Genomic DNA, 19,301 nt, shown 5'->3' on the forward strand with positions numbered 1-19,301 from the left:
CGCCCATATCACCTTTTGTCAGGAATAGAGACGAGTTCGTTTTCCGAGGCCCCGGACGCGAACCCCCTCCGGGATTCACCGAACCCCGGAAGCGCCCCCGGAACCCAGCGGGGATCACCCCGGGGCGAGCCGAATTCCGGCGTTCCGGACCGCCCTCCTTCGGCGTTCGACCCAGCCCCAACCCCGAAGCAACGCTGCGGCGACAACCTGCGAAAACACGGACAATCCGCACGACGACACCGGTTTTTATCCACCCGTGTCCGTTTGCTCCTTTTCCTTGTTTCCGCCGACTTTCACCAAACCAAACCAGATCACACCATTGCGTTGACAAAAACCGCGATGGCCGAAGATGATCACTCCACGAGGACCGCGGCGGACCTCCGGCCGCCGGACGGTGTTCTTCCTCGGGCGCCGCCGTTTCCGGCCGCCGTCCTTTCCGTGCCGATCGGGAACAGGGGGTGTACGCCGTGGCGCACACCGATGACGAAGCGGGCGCCGACCGCGCGCGGGAGCCGCTGCTGGTCGCCGCCGGGGTGGCCGACCTGGCATGGAGCGGGATCGGCGCGGCCCTGCGGGGAGCGCGGTCGCTGCTGAGCCGGTCGGACCTGGCCGAGCTGGTCCGGGACGGTCGGCGGGACCTGCGCGAGCGCGGCGAACTGGCGCTGCGGCGGTACGCTCCGACGGCCGAGTCCCACATGGAGCTGCTCGCCCGGCGGGCCGCCGCCTCCCGTCCCGGCCAGAGCGATGGCTGAGACCGGGGAGCAGGCCCTGCTCCGGACACGGGTGGACGCCGAACTCCGGGAGTTCGCGCGCCGGGAGACGGACCGCCTCCTCTCCATCGACGCCGACCTGCTGCCGGTGGCCGAGCAGTTGGACGTGGCGGTGACCGGGGGCAAGCGCCTGCGCGCGTCGTTCTGCTACTGGGGGTGGCGCGCGGCCGGGCAGCCGGACAGCGACGCGCTGGTCAGGGCAGCCGCCGCGATGGAGCTGGTGCACGCCGCGGCCGTCGTCCACGACGACCTCATCGACGAGAGCCCGATGCGGCACGGCGTGCCGAGCGCCCACGTCGCCCTGCGCGCGGCGTTCACCGGCAGGCCCAGACCCCACGCCGGGAGCCGCGCCCTGGCCCTGCTGACCGGCGACCTGCTCATGTCGTGGGCCGCGGAGCTGTTCCTGTGCTGCGGCCTCCCCTCGGCCTACCTGTCCCGCGCCCGTGAGCTGTGGCTGGTCATGGCCCGGGAGCTGATCGCCGGGGAGTGCCTGGAAATCCTGCGCACCGGCTCGCCGCCCGACACGGGCCGCTCGCTCCAGGTGATCCGGTACAAGACGGCCAAGTACACCGTCGAGCACCCCCTGCGCATCGGCGGCGCGCTGGCCGGCGCCCCGGGCGCGGTGATGGAGGCCTTCACCGCCTACGGGCTCCCCCTGGGCGAGGCCTTCCAACTGCGGGACGACCTGCTGGGGCTGTTCGGCGACCCGGAGCTCACCGGCAAGTCGAACCTGGACGACGTCCGGGGCAACCGGCCCACCGTCCTGCTCGCCGAGACCTGGTCGGCCGCCACCGCGGCCGAGCGCCGGGAGCTGCGCGGCCTGCTCGGCCGCCGCGGCCTGGACGGGGAGGGCCTGTCCAGGGTCCGGTCGATCATGCGGCGCACCGGGGCGCCCGAACGCGTCGAGGAGATGATCGGCGAGCGCGTCCGGGCCGCGACCGACGCCCTCGACCGCGCCGACCTGCCGGACGGGGCCTCCGCCGCCCTGTCGCAGATGGTGACCTCGGCCGCGGCCCGACACTCCTGACCCCAGGAAGGGATCCCATGTCCTACACACCGGAGTCCATGGACGCGCTGCGTCTGATGGGCGACGAACTCGCCGACGCGACGGTGGAGACGCTCTTCGAACGCGGGGAGGTCGGCAAGTTCAACACGCTCATGCGCTACTTCTCCAACGCCGGACAGGACCTGCCCGACGGGCTGCCCGACGTCGCCCGCGAGTACCTGCACGCCACGGCAGCGCCGCCCTCCTGGGTCGACTGGGACGAGATGGAGAGGGCCCGTCTGTTCTTCATCGACAACAACGTGCACATCTCCACCGCCCTGGCCTTCTCGTCGATGCCCGCCTGCTACGTCGTCCCGCACGTGGCCAGGCTGCTCAGCGCCACCCACGCCCTGGAGTACCCCTCGCGGCGCATGGCCGAGACCGGGCAGTTCACCGTGTACCTGATGCAGCCCGACGCGTTCGAGGCGGGGAGCCGGTTCGTCCCCTCGGCCCAGAAGGTGCGCCTGCTGCACGCCTCCATCCGCTACCACATGCGCCGCGAGGGCCGCTGGGACGTGGACGCGCTCGGCACGCCGATCTGCCAGGAGGACATGATCGGCGGCCAGATGATCTTCTCCATCCAGGTCCTGGACGCCCTGCACCGGCTGGGCGTGCACATGACGGCCGAGGGCGCGGAGTCCTACTACTACGCCTGGCGCATCGTCGGCGCCATGCTCGGTGTCAGCACCGAACACGCTCCGGCCGACGTGGCCGCCGGCCGCGAGTTCTCCGACCTGTACATGACCCGGTACATGGGCCCCTCCGAGGAGGGGGCGCACCTGACCCGCCAGCTCATCGACCTCTACGAGGAGGTCGTGCCCGGAACCCTCCTCGACCCGGTGGTCGCCGCCCTCGTCCGCTACCTCATCGGCGACACCTGCGCCGACTGGCTCCGGGTTCCGCGCAGCGCCTGGGACACGGCCGTCAGGGCCTCCCCCGCCCTGCTCGGGGTCCTCGAACGCGTCGAGGACGGCTCCCCGCTGGGCGCGTGGGCCCTGGACCGCCTCGGCCACGTCACCACCCACCTGGAGCTGAGCTCCCTCACCCGCGGCCGGGTCATGCAGTACGCCATCCCCGAACGGCTCAGGGACGAGTACGGCGTCCCCTCCCGCGCCTCCCGCGCCCAGCGCTGGACCCCGCCGCCCCCGGTTCCCCAGCTCTAGGGACGGACGGCCGGTCCCGCGCGCCGGTCCCGCGCGCCGGTGACCCCTGAGAACCCGGTGGCCCCTGCGACCCCTGTGGTCAGGGTGGCCCGGGAGACCTTCGCGAGGAGGGGCTCCCGAATGCGGCGGAGGCTGCCGGGGGACCGCCCTCCCCCGGCAGCGGCCCACCCGGTGGGTCCCCTCCGCGTTCGCCGCTGGGATGATCGCGGGGCCGACGCCACGGTCGGCGCAGTCGAGGGGAGCCCTGCCGTGACCGGACGCCTTGTGCACGTGGGACCGGTGATCATCGACGTCGTGATGGCGGTCGACGCCCTCCCCCGGGCCGGGGAGGGCGTGTTCGCCTCCTCCGCCCGGACCCTGGTCGGGGGCGGTTTCAACGTCGTCGCCGCCGCGGCGCGCGCGGGCATGGAGGTGGTCTACGCGGGGGCGCACGGAACCGGGCCCCACGGGGACCTGGCCCGGGCCGCGCTGCGCTCCGAAGGGGTGGCGGTGGCGCACGCCCCCTCCCCCGACGCGGACACCGGCTTCTGCGTGGCCCTGGTGGACGGGGACGCCGAACGCACCTTCGTCACCCGGCTGGGCGCCGAGATGGACCTGTCCCCGGACCGGCTGCGCACCCTGCGGCCCGAACCGGGGGACTTCGTCTACACGGTGGGGTACTCGCTGCTGCCCGGGCCGCGCGCCGACGACCTGCTCACCTGGATCGGGGGGCTCCCGGAGGGGGTGCGCCTGGTCCTGGACCCGGCTCCGGTCGTGGGCGACGTCCCCGGGCCGACCCTGGACCGGGTCCTGGCCCGCGTGGACCTGCTCAGCCTCAGCGCCGCCGAGGCCGCGACCGTGACCGGGCGCTCCGTCCCCGAGGAGGCCGCCGCTCTCCTGCTCCCCCGGATCCGTCCCGGCGGCACGGTGGTCGTGCGCGACTCCGCGCGGGGCTGCGTGGTGGCCGGTGGCGGGGACGGGACAGTGTCCGGGGGCGCCGCCGCCCGGCGCGTGCCCGGTTTCCCCGTGCGCGCCGTGGACACCAACGGCGCGGGCGACGCGCACGTGGGCGTGTTCACGGCCGCGGTGGCCGACGGTCTGGACCCGCTGGCGGCCGCCCGCCGGGCCAACGCGGCCGCCGCCATGGCCGTCACCCGCCGCGGCCCGGCCACCTGCCCCACCGCCAAGGAGACGGACGTCTTCCTGGAGGAGGCCGAGGGTGACGGGGACCCCGGCCGGGGCCGGTGAGCCGGACGGGAGCACTGCCGGTGATCCGGCCGGGAGCGCCGCCGTCCTGGAGCGTGGGGCCCGGCCCGTGTCCCGCCCGTTGTCGGCGCTCCGCCCCCGCCACAGGCACGAGGCCGCGGGGAGGGGACGGTCGGCGCCGCACCCGCCTTCACCCGCCTTCACCTGCCTTCACCTGCCTTCACCTGCCGGAAGCAACCACCGGACCCACCTGCGGTTTTCGGGACGCGTCCTGACCTCCGGCTTGCCGCCGGGCGATCCGCGGGTGAACGCCCGACCGGTTCGCGGGGAGAGGGTGAAGTCCCCATGAACCGAAAATAAAGTTGCAGGAAAAACAGCCTGTGCAAGAAAACTTGCTTGTATCGTGGGCGCTGTGAACCTCCAGGAACGCATGAGCGAGTACCGCGACCGGCTGACGAAGTCGGACCGGGTCCTCCTCGACGAACTGCTCTCCAACCCCGCCGAGGCCCCCATGTGGCGGGGCGGGGAGGTGGCCCAGCGCGCGGGGGTCCACCCCGCCGCCGCCACCCGGCTGGCCCAGCGGCTGGGCTACCAGGGCTACCTGGAGCTGCGCGAGGACCTGCGCGAGGCACACGAGGCACGCCTCAACGGCGCGGGCGACCGGTTCCGGGCCGAACTCCGGGGCCAGGGGCAGGCCAGCGTGCTGGACACCCTCCTGGCCACCGAGCTCGACTCCCTCGCCGCGGTCGGCAAGCACGTGAGCCAGGCCCAGATCGACGAGGTGGCCGACCTCCTCGTCGGCGCGCGTGTGGTCTACCTCTTCGCGCGCGGCAACTCCGGGGTCCTGGCCGAACTCCTCGACAGCCGGCTGCGGCGGTTCGGGATGCGCCCGGTCAACCTCGTCGGCCCCGGCCGCGAGGTCGCCGAACGCGTCCTGGCGATGTCGGACTCCGACGCCGTCGTGTCGTTCGCGTTCCGCCGCGCTCCGCGGGGCCTCACACAGCTGTACGCACACGCCTCCGAGGTCGGAGCCCGTTCCGTGCTGGTCACGGACACCCTGCACACCCTCGATCCGGCTCCGACCACCGTGCTCTCGGCCCCGCGCGGACACCAGGAGGGCTTCTCCTCCCTGAGCGTCCCGATGATGATCGCGAACGCCATCGTGCTCACCGTCGCCCAGCGCCACCCCGAGACCATCCTGCCCGCCCTCGACCGCCTGGACGACCTGCTCAACGCGTTCGACTGACGCCGGTCTCCCCATCCCCCGCGACGGCCGGACCACCCCGGCCCCGCTCCCGCCTGCGCGAAAACCGACGCAAAGGACCTGTCATGCGCACTTCGAGACTGCTCTCCGCCTCCGTCGCCCTCCCGCTCGCCGTGACGCTCGCCGCCTGCGGCGGCGGCACCCCCGAGGCCGCAGACACCGCCGACACCGGCGAGGCCGCCCAACCCCACGAACTCGACGACGCCACCCACGAGGAGCTCGTCGAACTGGCCCAGCAGGAGGGGGAGGTCACCGTCTACTCCTTCACCTCGCGCATCGCCTCCGTCGAGGAGGCCTTCGAGGCGCAGTACCCCGGCGTCGACCTCATCGGCCACGACATCGCCTCCTCCGAGCAGATCACCCGCCTCCAGTCCGAGGCCCAGGCCGGAACCCCGTCGGCGGACGTCGCCTACATCTCCGACGCCCCGGTGGTCATCACCGAACTCGTCGCGGGCGGCATCCTCCAGAACTACGTCCCCCAGCGCGTCGCCGAGACCGTGCCCGAGGAGTACCAGCAGCCGCTGCTGGCCAACCGGCTCTCGACCAAGATCCTCATGTACAACGAGGAGGCCCACCCCGACGGCAGCCCGATCCAGAACCTGTGGCAGCTGACCGAGGAGGAGTGGAACGGCAAGGTCGTCATGGTCGACCCGAGCGTGCGCGGCGACTACCTCGACCTCATGACGGAGATCGTCCAGCGCTCCGACGAGATGGCGCAGGCCCACCAGGAGCACTTCGGGTCCGAGGTCGAACTCGACGAGGGCGTGGAGAACGCCGGGCAGCAGTTCATCAAGGACCTCTACGCCAACGGCCTGGTCCTGGTCGACGACACCGACAACGTCAACGCGGCCGTGGGCGCGACCGGGCAGGAGGACCCGCCGGTCGGCATCACCTCCTACTCCGACCGCCGGGACAACGAGGAGGAGGGCTGGGCGCTCCAGGCCTCCCTGGGGACCGCGCCGTCGCTGGGCATCACCTTCCCGGCCTACATCGGCATGGTGCAGGGCTCCGACAGCCCGGCCGCCGCGCGTCTGGTCGCCGACTTCCTCATGGGCGACGACTCCGCGACCGGCGGTCCCGGATACGAGCCCTTCTACGTCCCCGGCGACTACCCGGTCCGCACGGACATGGAGATGCCCGAGGACGCCGCGCCCCTGGACGAACTGGGCGCCTGGGACATCGACCCCGAGGAGACCGCCCGGGTCCGCGACGACGTGGCCGACTTCCTCCTGACCCTGTAGAACCCCCGACTCCCCCGTCAGCGAAAGGAAGCCATGACGACGGCACCCGCCCCCCGCCGCACCGCGGTCGGCACCACGGTGGCCCGTGCGCGCACGGCACTGAGGCAGCCCTCCGTGGTGCTGGGAGCCGGCACCCTGCTCGTACTGTTCGTCCTCGTGGTGGCGCCGCTCAGCGGACTGGTCAACACGACCCTCCAGAGCGGCAACCGCGAGGCGTGGGCGGACGTGTTCGCCAGCCCGATGTCGGAGAACCTCCTGTGGAGGCCGATGGGCAACTCGATCCTCATGGGGACCGCCACCGCCGTCTGCTCGACGGTGGTGGGCGGGTTCCTCGCCTGGGTGGTCGTGATGACCCGCATCCCGGGGCGCAGGGCCCTGGGGCTGCTGGCGACGATCCCGTTCGCCCTGCCGAGCTTCGCCCTGGCGCTGGCGTGGGAGTCGGTCTTTCGCAACGACCTGATCGGCGGGTCCACCGGGATCCTGATGAACCTGGGCCTGGACGTCCCGGACTGGCTGGCCTGGGGACCCGTACCGATCGCCGCGACCCTGACGGCCCACTACTTCTCGCTGTCGTTCATGCTGGTCGCCGCGGCGCTGGCCAGCGTGAACGGCGACCTCATGGAGGCCGCCGAGATGACCGGGGCCTCCACGCTGCGGGTGGCCCGGGACATCGCCCTGCCGGTCGTGGCCCCGGCGATGATCTCCGGCGCGCTGCTCGCCTTCGCCGAGGGGGTCTCCAACTTCGTCACACCGGCCCTGCTCGGACTGCCGGTGCGGTTCCACACGCTCTCCACCCGTCTGTACGGGGCGATCTCCACCGGTGACGTCGCGCGCGGGTACGTGCTCTCGATCGTGCTCATCATCGTCGCCGCGATGATCATGTACGCCTCGACCCGCATCACCGGAGGCAGGCGCAGCTTCGCGACGATCACCGGCAAGGGCGGCCGCCGCCGGGGCGTGGACCTGGGCCCCTGGGGCTGGCCGGTGGCCGGGCTCGCCTGGCTGCTGGTCACGTGCACCACGATCGTGCCCGGACTCGTGCTCGTCCTGAGCTCGCTGACCCTGCGCACCAACGACTTCGCCTCCGGGCTGACCCTGCACTACTGGATCGGCGACTCGGACCCCGCGCTCGCCCAGGGGCAGCGGGGCGTCCTGAACAACCCGCAGATCCTGGAGGCCACCTGGAACACCGTCCTGCTCGGGGTGTGCGTGGCGGTCGGCGCCGGTGTGCTCGGACTGCTCATCTCCTACGTCATCACCCGCTCCAACGGCCCGAGGTGGCTGGTGGGAACCATGAGCGTCACCTCGTTCGTGCCCTTCCTCATCCCCGGCATCGCGCTGGGCGCGGCCTTCATCGCGCAGTTCGGGGCGCCCATCGGCCCGCTCCCGAGCCTGTACGGGACGTTCGCGATCCTCGTGCTGGCCGGGATCGCGGCGACGATCCCGTTCTCCGTCCGGTCGGGCACCTCGGCCCTGAGCCAGGTGTCCAGGGACGTCGAGGAGTCCGCGGTGATGGCGGGGGCCGGGCTGATGCGCAGGATCGGGGCGGTCATCGCGCCGCTGACCGCCCGCGGCCTGTTCACCGGCGGGGTGCTGGTGTTCGTCCAGATGGTGCGCGACCTGTCCCTGGTCGTGCTGCTGGCGACCCCGGCGATGCCCGTCCTGGCCGTGCTCACCTACCAGTACTCCTCGGAGAACTTCACCCAGTTGGCCAACGCGGTCACCGTGGTCATCGCGGTGATCTCGGTCGCGGCAACCGTCATCGCGCGGCGCTTCGAGGGCGCCGCCCAGCCCTGGAACTCCAACTCATGACCCCGACGCCGCGCGCCCGGCAGGCCGAAAGGACCGACATGCGCCCCGAGACCTCCTCGGCCGCCCTGACCATCACCGACCTGCGCAAGGACTTCGGCGGCACCGCCGCCGTGGACGGCGTCTCGATCGAGGTCCCGGCGGGCTCCTTCCTCGTGCTGCTCGGACCGTCCGGCTGCGGGAAGACGACGACCCTGCGGATGCTCGCCGGACTGGAGAACCCCACCGGGGGCGAGATCCGGTTCGGCGACCGCGTCATCGCCCGCGGCGACGGGACCGAGATCGTGCCGCCCGCCGAGCGCGAGGCCGGTCTGGTCTTCCAGTCCTACGCGCTGTGGCCGCACAAGACCGTGCGCCAGAACATCGCCTGGCCGCTGACCGTGGCCAAGTGGTCCAAGGCCGACCGGCGGGCCCGCAGCGAGCAGGTGCTGTCGATGCTGTCGATCGAGGACCTGGCCGATCGCTACCCGGGGGAGATCAGCGGCGGCCAGCAGCAGCGGGTGGCGATCGCCCGCATGATCGCCCCGCAGCCCAAGGTGCTGCTCTTCGACGAACCGCTGTCCAACCTCGACGCGAAACTGCGGGTGGACACCCGGGGCGAGCTGATGCGCGTGCACCGCTCGACCGGCGCCACGAGCGTCTACGTCACGCACGACCAGGTGGAGGCGATGACCATGGCCACGCACATCGCGCTCATGAAGGACGGCCGGATCGAGCAGTTCGGCACGCCGCGGGAGCTGCTGGAGTCGCCGCGCACCGCGTTCGCCGCGACGTTCGTCGGCACGCCCCCGGCCAACATCATCGAGTGCCGGGCCGAAGGCGGTCGGTTGTCGGCCCTGGGCGCCGACTGCGGCGCGGCTCCCGCGTCGGTCCCGGACGGGGTGGTGCGGGCGATGTACCGGGCGGGTTCGCTCGGGATCGACCGCGACGCGTCCGCGCCCGGCTGCCTGGAGGCGGTCTTCGCCGACCAGGTGCCGATGGCCGACAGGTGGGTCGTGGGCGTGGACCTCGCCGACGGCACCCGGGTGAACGTCTCCCGGGACACGCCGGTCGACCTGCTGCCCGGGGACGCGGCCGGTCTGCGGCTGCCCGAGGCGCCGGACGCCTACTTCGACGCCGCGGGCGACCGCCTGGACACCGGGGCGGTCCGATGATGCGGCTGTTCCTGGTCCGCCACGGCGAGACCGCGTGGAACGGTGAGCGCCGCCTCCAGGGGCAGCAGGACATCGGGCTGTCGGAGGCCGGGCGCCGCCAGGTCGCCGCGCTGGCGGAGACGGTCCGCTACCTGGACCCCGGCTACGTCGTCACCTCCGGGCTGTGCCGTACACAGGAGACCGCCGAGGTCCTCGGGGTCAGCCCTGACGCGCGCGACCCCCGGCTCAACGAGGCCTACCTGGCCGGCTGGGAGGGGCGGTACTCGGCGCAGATCAAGGAGGAGGACGGCGGTGTGTACGCCGCGTGGCGCGCGGGGCGGTTCCACCCCCCGGGCGCGGAGAGCTTCGGCGAACTCACCGACCGGGTGGTCGAGGGGATCGGCGCCGCCGTCCGCCGGGCGCACGCCGACGGCCACCGGACGCTGCTGGCGGTCACCCACGGAGGGCCGGTGCGGGCCTTCCTCGTGGCCGCCGTCGGGCTCGACCCGGCGCGGACGGTGCCCAGCCACCCGGCCAGTCTGAGCATCGTGGACGTCGACCCCGGGGCCGCCTCCCTCACCGAACCGGGTGCGGCCAGGCTCCGGCTGTTCAACTACTCCCCGGCGATGTCGCCGTTGGATCCGCCGGACTGACGGACGTCGCCGGGGCGGGAACGCTCGTGCGGCGTTCCCGCCCCGGCGACGGGCCGGTCCGGCGGGTTCCACGGCCGGCGCGCGGATCATCCCCGCACCAGAGCCCGGCCGGTCCCCGCGCGCTGGCGCGCGGACCGGGGCCGGGCCTCAGTCGTTGCCGGACTCCATGGCGGCGTGGTCGAGCAGGTCGTCGCTCTCGGGGGCCTGTCCGCGGGAGGCGATCGCCTCGGCGCCGCCCTCGGGCATCGCGCCGATCAGCCCGGTCGCGGCCGCCTGGGCGGCGCCGATCGACGTCGGGTGCGAGGTGCCGACCATGCCGACCCTGGAGTACTCCTCCAGCTTGGCGCGGGAGTCGGCGATGTCGAGGTTGCGCATGGTCAGCTGGCCGATGCGGTCCACCGGGCCGAACGCGGAGTCCTCGGTCCGCTCCATGGACAGCTTGTCCGGGTGGTAGCTGAACGCCGCCCCGGTGGTGTCCATGAGGGAGTAGTCCTCGCCTCGCCGCAGCCGCAGGGTCACCTCGCCGGTGACCGCCGTGCCCACCCAGCGCTGGAGGGCCTCGCGCAGCATCAGCGCCTGGGGCTCCAGCCAGCGGCCCTCGTAGAGCAGCCTGCCGAGCCGACGGCCGTCGTTGTGGTAGCTGGCGAGGGTGTCCTCGTTGTGGACCGCGTTGACCAACCGCTCGTAGGCCGCGTGCAGCAGCGCCATGCCCGGGGCCTCGTAGATGCCGCGGCTCTTGGCCTCGATGACGCGGTTCTCGATCTGGTCCGACATGCCCAGGCCGTGTCGGCCGCCGATGGCGTTGACCTCGTTGACCAGGTCCACGGCGGTGGCGAAGGTCTTGCCGTTGACGGACACCGGGCGGCCCTGCTCGAAGCCGATCGTGACGTCCTCGGGGGTGATCTCGACCTCGGGGTCCCAGAACCGCACACCCATGATGGGCTCGACGATCTCGATGCCGGTGTCGAGGTGTTCGAGCGCCTTGGCCTCGTGCGTGGCGCCCCAGATGTTGGCGTCGGTGGAGTAGGCCTTCTCGGTGCTGTCACGGTAGGGCAGGCCGTGGGCCAGCAGCCACTCCGACATCTCCTTGCGGCCGCCGAGCTCGTTGACGAAGTCGGCGTCCAGCCAAGGCTTGTAGATCCGCAGGGAGGGGTTGGCGAGCAGACCGTAGCGGTAGAAGCGCTCGATGTCGTTGCCCTTGAAGGTGGACCCGTCGCCCCAGATCTGCACGCCGTCCTCAAGCATCGCGCGCACCAGCAGGGTGCCCGTGACGGCCCGCCCGAGGGGGGTGGTGTTGAAGTAGGTGCGGCCGCCGGAGCGGATGTGGAAGGCTCCGCAGGCCAGCGCCGCGAAACCCTCCTCCACCAGCGCCTCCCGGCCGTCCACCAGGCGGGCGCCCTCGGCGCCGTAGGCGGTGGCGCGGCCGGGGACCGAGGCGATGTCGGGTTCGTCGTACTGGCCGATGTCGGCGGTGTAGGCGTACGGGACGGCGCCCTTGTCGCGCATCCACGCGACCGCCACCGAGGTGTCGAGGCCACCGGAGAAGGCGATACCGACGCGCTCGCCGACGGGGAGGGAAGTGAGTACCTTGGACATGGAAATAAGTATGCGCCCTTATGAATGAGCATGCAATCTGGGGGGCCGCATGTCGGTGTGGGATACATCCCTGACCTGCCGCGCTGGGCGCCGGGTCCGGGGTCGCGCGGGGCACCGCTGCGCGGGCCGCGTCGGGCGGCGGAGCCGGTGTCACCGGGCCCCCGGGGGCGCCCCGGCGGCACGGAGCGGGCCGGTCCCGAGGCCCGCTCCCCCCACCCTGCCCGGGAGCGGGGCCGCCCGACCCGCGACGCGCCGGACGCTCCCGGGCGGTCGCGCCCTGCGCCCGCGGGGCCGCGGGAAAACCGCGTGCGCCCCGCGGGGGCCGCGGGTTAGCGTTCCGGGATGAGCGCACAGGAGGACCACTTCGCGGAGAGCGTCGCGGCGACCTACGACGAGTCGTCGGCGGAGATGTTCGAGCCCGCCGTCCTGGATCCGGCCGTCGACCTCCTGGCGGAACTGGCCGGTGGCGGCCGGGCCCTGGAGCTGGGGATCGGGACGGGGCGCGTCGCGCTGCCGCTGGCCCGCCGCAGGGTTCCGGTACACGGCATCGACCTGTCCGAGGCGATGGTCGAACGGCTGCGGGCCAAACCCGGCGGCGACGCGGTCGGGGTGACGGTCGGCGACTTCGCGACGACCCGGGTGGAGGGGACGTTCTCCGTCGCCTACCTGGTCTTCAACACCATCATGAACCTGACCACGCAGGACGAACAGGTGGCCTGTTTCCGCAACGCCGCCGACCACCTCGAACCCGGCGGCCGCTTCGTCGTCGAGGTCGGCGTCCCCGACCTGCGCAGGCTGCCGGAGGGCCAGGACGCCGTGCCCTTCCACGTGGGTTCGAACCGACTCGGGTTCGACGTCTACGACGTCGCCACGCAGGCGATGAGCTCACACCACGTCACGGTCGCCGACGGGCGCGGCACGTACCGGGAGGTCCCCTTCCGGTACGTGTGGCCCGCCGAACTCGACCTCATGGCCCGGCTCGCCGGGATGCGCCTGAGCGACCGGTGGGACGGGTGGACCCGGGAGCCGTTCACCAGCGCCAGCCGCCAGCACGTCTCGGTCTGGGAGAAGCCCGCCGACTGAACCCGGGGAGCGGCCGGGCCGCCCGACGCGGGCGCACGCGGCGACGGCCCCGCGGGCGCGCCGGGAGTTCCCGGTGCGCCCGCGCGGTGGGCTCACTCGTACTCCGTGCCGCCCCCGCGGGTGAGGTAGGCGTCGGAGACGAACTTGACGATCGCGCGCCCGCCCAGGACCGGCGAGTAGCGCTCGCGCCGGGGCCGGACCACGACCCCCTCGCGCAGGTGCAGGCCGCCACCGCTCCAGGTCTCCTCCCCCTGCGCCAGCGCGAGCAGCGCCGCCTCGTCGTAGGGGCCGTCGTGGAGCAGCGGCACCGAGGGCAGCCCGACCGACTCCAGCACCTCGGGCAGGTCGGCGGCGTCGACCCAGCTCAGGGCACCGTCCACGTCCAGGGAGACGTCGAAGACCGCGTAACCGGGCTGCTCGCCGCGGCCGGTCTCGCCGTAGGCCAGGTCCTGCACCCCCGCGCCGAACACCTCGCCGAACACGCCCACCCGGGCGGCGCCGAACCGCTCCGCCAGCCCGCGCGCGGCCTCGGGCACCCCGTGGGCGGTCAGCGCCCGCCAGTACAGGTTCTTCTCCGCGAACGCCAGCGCCTGGTGCCGGGATCCGTGGCCCTTGGACGAGGCGAACTCCTCCCCCGTCGCGGCGACCAGGGTGAACAGGCAGGCCGTGCCGTGGATCTTCTCCGTGGCCACGACCGGCTCCCCCGGCTCGAAGGCGTCGGGGTAGCGCTTGGCGTTCTCCACCTCGATCCAGCGCAGCAGGCCGGGCGCGTCGACCAGGTCGCCGCCCATGTGCACCGGGACCGGAGGCACCCACTTGGTGATGCCGAGTTCCCCGGCGAAGTCGGTGCCGTCACGGTGTTCCGCCGCCAGGTCGCGGTCGACCAGCAGCTTCGGGCGGCAGACGATGCCCTGTGACAGCTCTCCGCGCAGCCGGACGGCCTTGACCCGGTTGCTCCGGGAGCCCGCGAGCCTGCCCGTCAGGCCGAGTTCACCGATGAGGTCCTCGGGCAGCAGCGCGCTCTCGGGGATGTAGACGGCCCAGTCGCCGGTGCGGTAGTCGTCCTTGGCCACGACCGCGCGGAACAATCCGACCTGCGCCAGCTCCAGCGCGTCCGCGTTGGGGTGCGGGTGGATCGTCAGCCGCTCGGCGGTGACCCGAAGGGTGGACATGGCGGTTCCTCCGTGTGGGGAGGCGCGTTCGGACCGCGCCCCGGGGGTCGGTCCACTATGTCCGAGCGCCCTGCGGACCGACAACGGCTTTACGGAGGGACCGGAGCGCCCGATGGCGGGCCGCGACGGGTTCGGGGCGACGTTAGAGTCGGGTGAACGAGAGGGGGTGCCGCGATGTCCGGGGCGCAGCACATGCAGATCGGCGAGGTCGCCGAGCGGACCGGCCTGTCCCTGCGCACGATCCGCTACTACGGCGAGGTCGGCCTGGTCGAGCCCTCCGCGCGCTCCCGCGGCGGCTTCCGGCTCTACACCGAGACGGACGTGGACCGCCTGAACCTCATCAAGCGGATGAAACCGCTGGAGTTCAGCCTTGAGGAGACCCGCGAGCTGCTGGAGGCCGTCGACCGGCTGGGTTCGGCCGAGACCGGACCCGACGAGCGGCGGGCCCTGAGCGAGAGGCTCGACGCCTTCGAGGCGGCCATCGTCGCCCGCTGCCAGGCCCTGCGCAACCAGTTGGCGATGGCCGAGGAGTTCGCCGAGCGGCTGCGTGAGCAGCGCGCCCGCGACAACGCCACCGCCTAGCGTCCGCCGGGGCCGAACGACCAGCGCCCCGAGACGGGAACCCGCCCCCCCCGGCCCGCATCGCGGGTCACCGCACGCCGACACACTCCAGGACGGAACCGCACCCGCTCCCGGGCCGGGGACCGGGGCGTGCCGCCGCGGCCGTGGCACACGGCCGCCCCCGCCCTCCGGATACGCGTCGTGGACCGCGCCCCGCCCCAACGCCCGCGGGCCGGGTCCGCCCCCAGAGGCGGGCCGCGGCCCCGTCCCCGCACGCCCCCGGCCTCCCCGCCACCGCACCGGCGGTCACCGCGCGTCACCGCCGGTGGAGTGCGCCCGCCGTACGGAGCGCCCGCCCGGGGAACACCCGAACCCTTCCGTACTGTGAGGGTCGTCTCAGTCGCCGAACGAGAATCAGACTCTCACGTAAGAGTAGAGTTTCTCCGGGTCGTCACCCGCGCACGAGCGGAGGACCACCGCACTCTCCTCCCGGCCCGACCCAGAGGCACGGCCGTGCCCGCGGCGACGAAGCCGCACCGGGGCCGACACCGCCCCGGATCCCCGTGCGCACCCGCGCACCCCGTCTCACCGGCGCGCGTCCGCGCCGTGCACGAACGCCTGACCCGAACACCGCGGTCCTCGTTGTGGGCTGCCCGAAACCCGATGGGTGCCATGAAACTGCCCGTGAAGACCCCCAGGTCCCTCAAGGCCCGGATCCCCGCCGCCGCGCAGCTGCGCGCCGACGTGCTGGCCGGACTGGTCGTCGCCCTGGCCCTGATCCCCGAGGCCATCGCCTTCTCCCTCATCGCCGGGGTCGACCCCCGCGTGGGCCTGTACGCCTCCTTCGTGATGGCCGTGTCCATCGCCTTCCTGGGCGGGCGGCCCGCGATGATCTCCGCCGCCACCGGCGCGATGGCCCTGGTCGCGGCGCCGCTGTCGATGGAGTACGGCGTCGACCACCTGATCGCCGCCACCATCCTGGCCGGGCTCATCCAGGTCGCCCTGGGGCTGCTCGGGGTGGCCAGGCTGATGCGGTTCGTGCCGCCCAGCGTCATGACCGGGTTCATCAACGCCCTGGCCGTCCTCATCTTCACGGCCCAGCTGCCCTACCTGGAGGGCGTGGGCGTGCCGATCTACGCCATGGTGGCCGTGGGCCTGGTCATCGTCTTCGGCCTGCCCCGCCTGACCAAGGCGATTCCCGCGCCGCTGGTGGCCATCGTCGTGCTCACCGTCGCCGCGCTGGCCCTGGGCATCCCGGCGCAGACGGTCGGGGACATGGGCGAACTGCCCGACACCCTGCCCGTGCCGCTGATCCCGGACGTGCCCTACACGCTGGACACGCTGGTCCTGATCGCCCCCTACTCGCTGACCCTGGCGCTGGTGGGGCTGATGGAGTCGCTGATGACCGCCAAGGTCGTCGACGACCAGACCGAGACCTCCTCCGACCACGGCCGCGAGGCCCGCGGCCAGGGAGTGGCCAACGTGCTGGTCGGCTTCTTCGGCGGCATGGCCGGGTGCGCGATGATCGGCCAGACCATGATCAACGTCAAGTCCGGGGCCCGTACCCGCGTCTCGACCTTCCTGGCCGGTGTGTTCCTGATCATCCTGTGCGTGGCCCTGGGCGACCTGGTGGGCATGATCCCGGTCGCTGCGCTGGTCGCGGTGATGTTCTTCGTGGCCATCGTGACCTTCGACTGGCACAGCGTCGCCCCGGCCACCCTGAGGCGGATGCCCTGGACCGAGACCCTGGTCATGGTCATCACCGTCGCCGTGGTCGTGGCCACCCACAACCTGGCCCTGGGCGTGATCGTCGGGGTCGTGGTGTCCATGGTGCTCTTCGCCCGCCGGGCCGCCATGCAGGCCGACGTCACCAGCGTGCTCGACCCCGAGGGCGGCACCCGCGTGTACTCGGTCAACGGCGAGGTGTTCTTCGCCTCCACCGGCGAGCTGGTCAACCGGTTCGACTACACCGAACAGGGTCTGGAGAGGGTGGTGGTGGACATGTCCAACGCGCACGTGTGGGACTCCTCGGCCGTGGCCGCCCTGGACCAGGTCACCGAGCACTTCCGCAGGCACGGGGTGCGGGTGGAGATCACCGGCCTCAACGGGCCCAGCGCGCACCTGCACCGGGAGCTGTCCGGAACCCTGACCGGCGGCCACTGACCCCGGGCGACGGGGGCGGTCCGCCGGAACCGCGACGGGCCGCCCCCGGGTTCCTCGGACGGCGCCCCTGCCGCGGCCGGGCCGGGCAGGACGAGTGCGGCCGGACCGCGGAAAACGGGTGCGGGCGCCCCCCGGCTGAGACGGACGCGCCTGACTGGTCACGACCGGCCGCGAGGCGCGCTCTCCAGCTCCCCGCGCGGTCAGGCCTCCTCGTCCACGTGGATCGCGCCGGTGGGGCACACCTGCCCCGCCTCGCGCACGGCCGGGTACAGGTTCTCCGGCGGCCGTTCGGTGAGCAGTTCGACGATGCCGTCCTCCTCACGCTGGTCGAACACCTCCGGGGCGAGCAGCACGCACTGACCGGCGCCGCAGCACCAGTCCTGGTCGACGGACACCCTCATGGTCGCTCCTCCTTCGTCTTCGCGGCGCGATCGCGCCCCTCGGCCGGGGTCACGGGGGCGAGCCAGATCCCCGTGAGCGCGTCCACCAGTCCGGTGGCCGTGTCCTCCCAGCTGCACCGGGGCGTGGCCGCCTCCTCGGCGAGCGCGCGCTCGCGTTCGGCGCACATGTGCACGATCAGGTGGCGGGTCATGTCCTCGCGCTCGGCGCGCACCGGCGGCGGCAGGTCGGGCAGACCGGCGCGCAGGCCGAGCAGGACCCGCCTGAGCGGGGGCGAGGTCAGCGTCTCCTCGGTCATGATCACGCGCAGGCCCGGGTCGGTCATGACCTGCGCGGAGAAGCGGGCGAACCAGCTCGGAACGCCCAGGTGCGCCAGGTGCCGGGTCACCGGCCGGACCAGGCAGGCGATCCAGTCGCCCGTCCCGGCCGGGTCTCCCGCCTCCTCGACCGCCCGCGCCCACAGCGGTTCGAGCCGGTCGGTGTGCGTGCGCACGATCGCGCGCACGAGGTCGGCCTTGGTGCCGAAGTGGTAGCCGACCGCGGTGTTGTTGCCCTGTCCCGCGGCCGTGCTGATGCCGCGGTTGGACACCGCGAACAGGCCGTGTTCGGCGAACAGGCGCTCGGCGGTGGACAGGATCAGCTCCCGCGTGGCACCGGCCCGATCGGTCCGCGCCCGTGACACGGTCACCACCGGACCGGAACCTCGCGCAGCCCGCCCACGACCAGGCCGTCCAGCCGCCGCAGTTCCGCCGCCGGGACGGCCAGCTCCAGTGTGGGGAGCCTGCGCAGCAGCACGTCGAGCACGGCCTGGAGTTCGGTGCGGGCCAGCGCCTGCCCCAGGCACGAGTGCGCCCCGGCGCCGAAGCCCAGGTGCGGGTTGGGCACGCGCCCCAGGTCCATCTCGTCCGCGTTCTCGAACGCGCTCTCGTCCCGGTTGGCCGCGCCCATGCTGCACATGACGGTGGTCCCGGCCGGGACGGTGGCGCCGCCGATCTCGGTCTCCTCGGTGATGTAGCGCGGCAGGCCGAGCCCGGAGTTGGCGTCGAAGCGCAGCGCCTCCTCCACTGCGGAGCGCACCAGCGTCCGGTCGGCCAGCAGCCTCTCCCAGCGGCTGCGGTCGTCCAGCAGCATCGCCACCATCTTGCCGATCATGTTGGCGGTGGTCTCGTGTCCGGCGACCAGCAGGCCCATGCTGGTGGCGACCAGCGCGGAGGTGGGCAGGTCGTACCCGGCCTCGGCGGTCTCGGTGATCAGGGAGCTGATCAGGTCCTCGCGCGGCTCCGCCCGCTTGGCCTCGACGTGGCCGCTCATGTAGGCGAGGAACTCGGCCTGGGCCCGGTCCATCTCCTCCTGGGTGTAGCGGGTGAGGTTGAGCAGCGCGTCCGACCAGTGCGAGAAGCGGTCGCGGTCGGAGTCGGGCACGCCGAGCATGTCGCAGATGACCCACACCGGCAGGGGGAAGCCCAGGTCTGCCCGGAGGTCCGCCGGGTGTCCGCGCTCCACCATGCCGTCGACGAGCCGGTCGGCCATGGCCTCGATTCCGGGCCGCAGCGCGTTCATGCGCCTGGCGGTGAACCACTTGCCGACCAGCCGCCGCCACTGCCGGTGCTCCTCCCCGCTGTCGGGGACCGCCGAGGCGAGGTCGCTGTTGAACACGCCGCCCGTCGCGTCGGCCGAGACCCGGGCCGCGTCCTCGGCGTCGAGCCGCCGGGTGAAGCGGGGGTCGGAGAGCACCCGCCTGACGTCCTCGTAGCGGGTGACCACCTCCGCCCGGTCGCCGCTGGGCAGCCGCACCCCGGCGACGGGGCACCGCTGCCTCAGCTCGGCCCACTCGGCGGGCGGCTCCAGCGCCTCGGGGCCGGGGATCGGGTAGTCCATCAGCCGTTCGGTTCCGTCGGCACCCACAGCCCTCACTCCTCTGCGTCATCGGTACGTACACGTACAGTGAACGCCCGTCGCGGCGTTGAGTCAAGCGACTGACTTAAGAAGTGGGGCGCACGCGCTCGGACGCACGCGGCGCCCGCCGCCGCGGACCCGGGGCCGGGTCCGCGCGCGGTCGCCTCC

The 19,301-nt window shown here is 72.9% G+C and carries 17 protein-coding genes; 12 read left to right on the forward strand and 5 right to left on the reverse strand.

All coding sequences use genetic code 11. The annotated features are described in order from the left end of the window. Positions 1–467 precede the first annotated feature (467 nt). The 9 genes from AC0VX6_RS21330 to AC0VX6_RS21370 all read left to right on the forward strand — a co-directional run bounded on the left by AC0VX6_RS21330 (position 468) and on the right by AC0VX6_RS21370 (position 10,263). Positions 468–752 (forward strand): hypothetical protein, encoded by a 285-nt coding sequence (locus AC0VX6_RS21330; protein ID WP_274974348.1) that lies wholly within the window; start codon positions 468–470, stop codon positions 750–752. Next, a complete protein-coding gene (locus tag AC0VX6_RS21335) occupies positions 745–1,797 on the forward strand; it encodes a polyprenyl synthetase family protein (RefSeq protein ID WP_274974349.1) in 1,053 nt (350 codons plus the stop codon). The genes AC0VX6_RS21330 and AC0VX6_RS21335 overlap by 8 nt, the downstream gene beginning before the upstream one ends. A gap of 17 nt (positions 1,798–1,814) precedes the next feature. Then, on the forward strand, positions 1,815–2,978 hold the full coding sequence (locus AC0VX6_RS21340) for an oxygenase MpaB family protein (RefSeq protein ID WP_274974350.1): 1,164 nt from the start codon (positions 1,815–1,817) through the stop codon (positions 2,976–2,978). 249 nt (positions 2,979–3,227) lie between these two features. After that, positions 3,228–4,205: a PfkB family carbohydrate kinase gene (locus AC0VX6_RS21345; protein ID WP_274974351.1), complete on the forward strand. Its 978-nt coding sequence runs from the start codon at positions 3,228–3,230 to the stop codon at positions 4,203–4,205. A gap of 370 nt (positions 4,206–4,575) precedes the next feature. Further along, on the forward strand, positions 4,576–5,409 hold the full coding sequence (locus AC0VX6_RS21350; RefSeq protein ID WP_475465773.1) for a MurR/RpiR family transcriptional regulator: 834 nt from the start codon (positions 4,576–4,578) through the stop codon (positions 5,407–5,409). Between the two features lie 83 nt (positions 5,410–5,492). Further along, positions 5,493–6,668, forward strand: a complete 1,176-nt coding sequence (locus AC0VX6_RS21355) for an extracellular solute-binding protein (protein ID WP_274974353.1) — start codon at positions 5,493–5,495, stop codon at positions 6,666–6,668. A 33-nt stretch (positions 6,669–6,701) separates the two neighbouring features. Continuing rightward, on the forward strand, positions 6,702–8,480 hold the full coding sequence (locus AC0VX6_RS21360) for an ABC transporter permease (RefSeq protein ID WP_274974354.1): 1,779 nt from the start codon (positions 6,702–6,704) through the stop codon (positions 8,478–8,480). Beyond that, positions 8,477–9,631, forward strand: coding sequence for an ABC transporter ATP-binding protein (locus AC0VX6_RS21365; protein WP_274974355.1), 1,155 nt, complete (start codon positions 8,477–8,479; stop codon positions 9,629–9,631). Before AC0VX6_RS21360 ends, AC0VX6_RS21365 begins: the two co-directional genes overlap by 4 nt. Next, positions 9,628–10,263: a histidine phosphatase family protein gene (locus AC0VX6_RS21370; protein WP_475465775.1), complete on the forward strand. Its 636-nt coding sequence runs from the start codon at positions 9,628–9,630 to the stop codon at positions 10,261–10,263. The genes AC0VX6_RS21365 and AC0VX6_RS21370 overlap by 4 nt, the downstream gene beginning before the upstream one ends. Before the next feature lie 147 nt (positions 10,264–10,410). On the opposite strand, the gene argG is transcribed toward AC0VX6_RS21370, so the two are convergent. Further along, positions 10,411–11,859: an argininosuccinate synthase gene (gene argG / locus AC0VX6_RS21375; protein ID WP_274974357.1), complete on the reverse strand. Its 1,449-nt coding sequence runs from the start codon at positions 11,857–11,859 to the stop codon at positions 10,411–10,413. A gap of 342 nt (positions 11,860–12,201) precedes the next feature. Between argG and AC0VX6_RS21380 the strand changes: the two genes are divergently transcribed. Further along, complete coding sequence (locus tag AC0VX6_RS21380) at positions 12,202–12,942, forward strand: class I SAM-dependent DNA methyltransferase (protein WP_475465778.1); 741 nt, start codon at positions 12,202–12,204, stop codon at positions 12,940–12,942. 92 nt (positions 12,943–13,034) lie between these two features. Here AC0VX6_RS21380 and AC0VX6_RS21385 read toward each other — a convergent pair whose 3' ends face one another. Continuing rightward, positions 13,035–14,114, reverse strand: a complete 1,080-nt coding sequence (locus AC0VX6_RS21385; protein ID WP_274974359.1) for an RNA ligase (ATP) — start codon at positions 14,112–14,114, stop codon at positions 13,035–13,037. A gap of 174 nt (positions 14,115–14,288) precedes the next feature. Between AC0VX6_RS21385 and AC0VX6_RS21390 the strand changes: the two genes are divergently transcribed. Next, positions 14,289–14,696 carry a MerR family transcriptional regulator gene (locus AC0VX6_RS21390; protein ID WP_274974360.1) on the forward strand — a complete coding sequence of 136 codons (408 nt, stop codon included), beginning with the start codon at positions 14,289–14,291 and terminating at the stop codon, positions 14,694–14,696. 642 nt (positions 14,697–15,338) lie between these two features. Continuing rightward, positions 15,339–16,838 (forward strand): SulP family inorganic anion transporter, encoded by a 1,500-nt coding sequence (locus AC0VX6_RS21395; RefSeq protein ID WP_274974361.1) that lies wholly within the window; start codon positions 15,339–15,341, stop codon positions 16,836–16,838. A 200-nt stretch (positions 16,839–17,038) separates the two neighbouring features. Here AC0VX6_RS21395 and AC0VX6_RS21400 read toward each other — a convergent pair whose 3' ends face one another. The 3 genes from AC0VX6_RS21400 to AC0VX6_RS21410 are packed head-to-tail and all read right to left on the reverse strand — an operon-like array spanning position 17,039 to position 19,142. Next, a complete protein-coding gene (locus AC0VX6_RS21400) occupies positions 17,039–17,239 on the reverse strand; it encodes a ferredoxin (protein WP_274974362.1) in 201 nt (66 codons plus the stop codon). After that, positions 17,236–17,928, reverse strand: coding sequence for a TetR/AcrR family transcriptional regulator (locus tag AC0VX6_RS21405; protein ID WP_475465781.1), 693 nt, complete (start codon positions 17,926–17,928; stop codon positions 17,236–17,238). The genes AC0VX6_RS21400 and AC0VX6_RS21405 overlap by 4 nt, the downstream gene beginning before the upstream one ends. After that, positions 17,922–19,142: a cytochrome P450 gene (locus tag AC0VX6_RS21410; protein ID WP_274974364.1), complete on the reverse strand. Its 1,221-nt coding sequence runs from the start codon at positions 19,140–19,142 to the stop codon at positions 17,922–17,924. The genes AC0VX6_RS21405 and AC0VX6_RS21410 overlap by 7 nt, the downstream gene beginning before the upstream one ends. Positions 19,143–19,301: the final 159 nt, after the last annotated feature.

The sequence above is a fragment of the Nocardiopsis sp. iso_25 genome (assembly GCF_056173305.1).

Bases quoted from the DNA above. Each gene is read 5' to 3' on its own strand.
- AC0VX6_RS21335 (WP_274974349.1), top strand. From the start codon at position 745: ATGGCTGAGACCGGGGAGCAGGCCCTGCTCCGGACACGGGTGGACGCC.
- AC0VX6_RS21340 (WP_274974350.1), top strand. From the start codon at position 1,815: ATGTCCTACACACCGGAGTCCATGGACGCGCTGCGTCTGATGGGCGAC.
- AC0VX6_RS21355 (WP_274974353.1), top strand. From the start codon at position 5,493: ATGCGCACTTCGAGACTGCTCTCCGCCTCCGTCGCCCTCCCGCTCGCC.
- AC0VX6_RS21360 (WP_274974354.1), top strand. From the start codon at position 6,702: ATGACGACGGCACCCGCCCCCCGCCGCACCGCGGTCGGCACCACGGTG.
- AC0VX6_RS21365 (WP_274974355.1), top strand. From the start codon at position 8,477: ATGACCCCGACGCCGCGCGCCCGGCAGGCCGAAAGGACCGACATGCGC.
- AC0VX6_RS21370 (WP_475465775.1), top strand. From the start codon at position 9,628: ATGATGCGGCTGTTCCTGGTCCGCCACGGCGAGACCGCGTGGAACGGT.
- argG (WP_274974357.1), bottom strand. From the start codon at position 11,859: ATGTCCAAGGTACTCACTTCCCTCCCCGTCGGCGAGCGCGTCGGTATC.
- AC0VX6_RS21380 (WP_475465778.1), top strand. From the start codon at position 12,202: ATGAGCGCACAGGAGGACCACTTCGCGGAGAGCGTCGCGGCGACCTAC.
- AC0VX6_RS21385 (WP_274974359.1), bottom strand. From the start codon at position 14,114: ATGTCCACCCTTCGGGTCACCGCCGAGCGGCTGACGATCCACCCGCAC.
- AC0VX6_RS21390 (WP_274974360.1), top strand. From the start codon at position 14,289: ATGTCCGGGGCGCAGCACATGCAGATCGGCGAGGTCGCCGAGCGGACC.
- AC0VX6_RS21395 (WP_274974361.1), top strand. From the start codon at position 15,339: ATGGGTGCCATGAAACTGCCCGTGAAGACCCCCAGGTCCCTCAAGGCC.
- AC0VX6_RS21400 (WP_274974362.1), bottom strand. From the start codon at position 17,239: ATGAGGGTGTCCGTCGACCAGGACTGGTGCTGCGGCGCCGGTCAGTGC.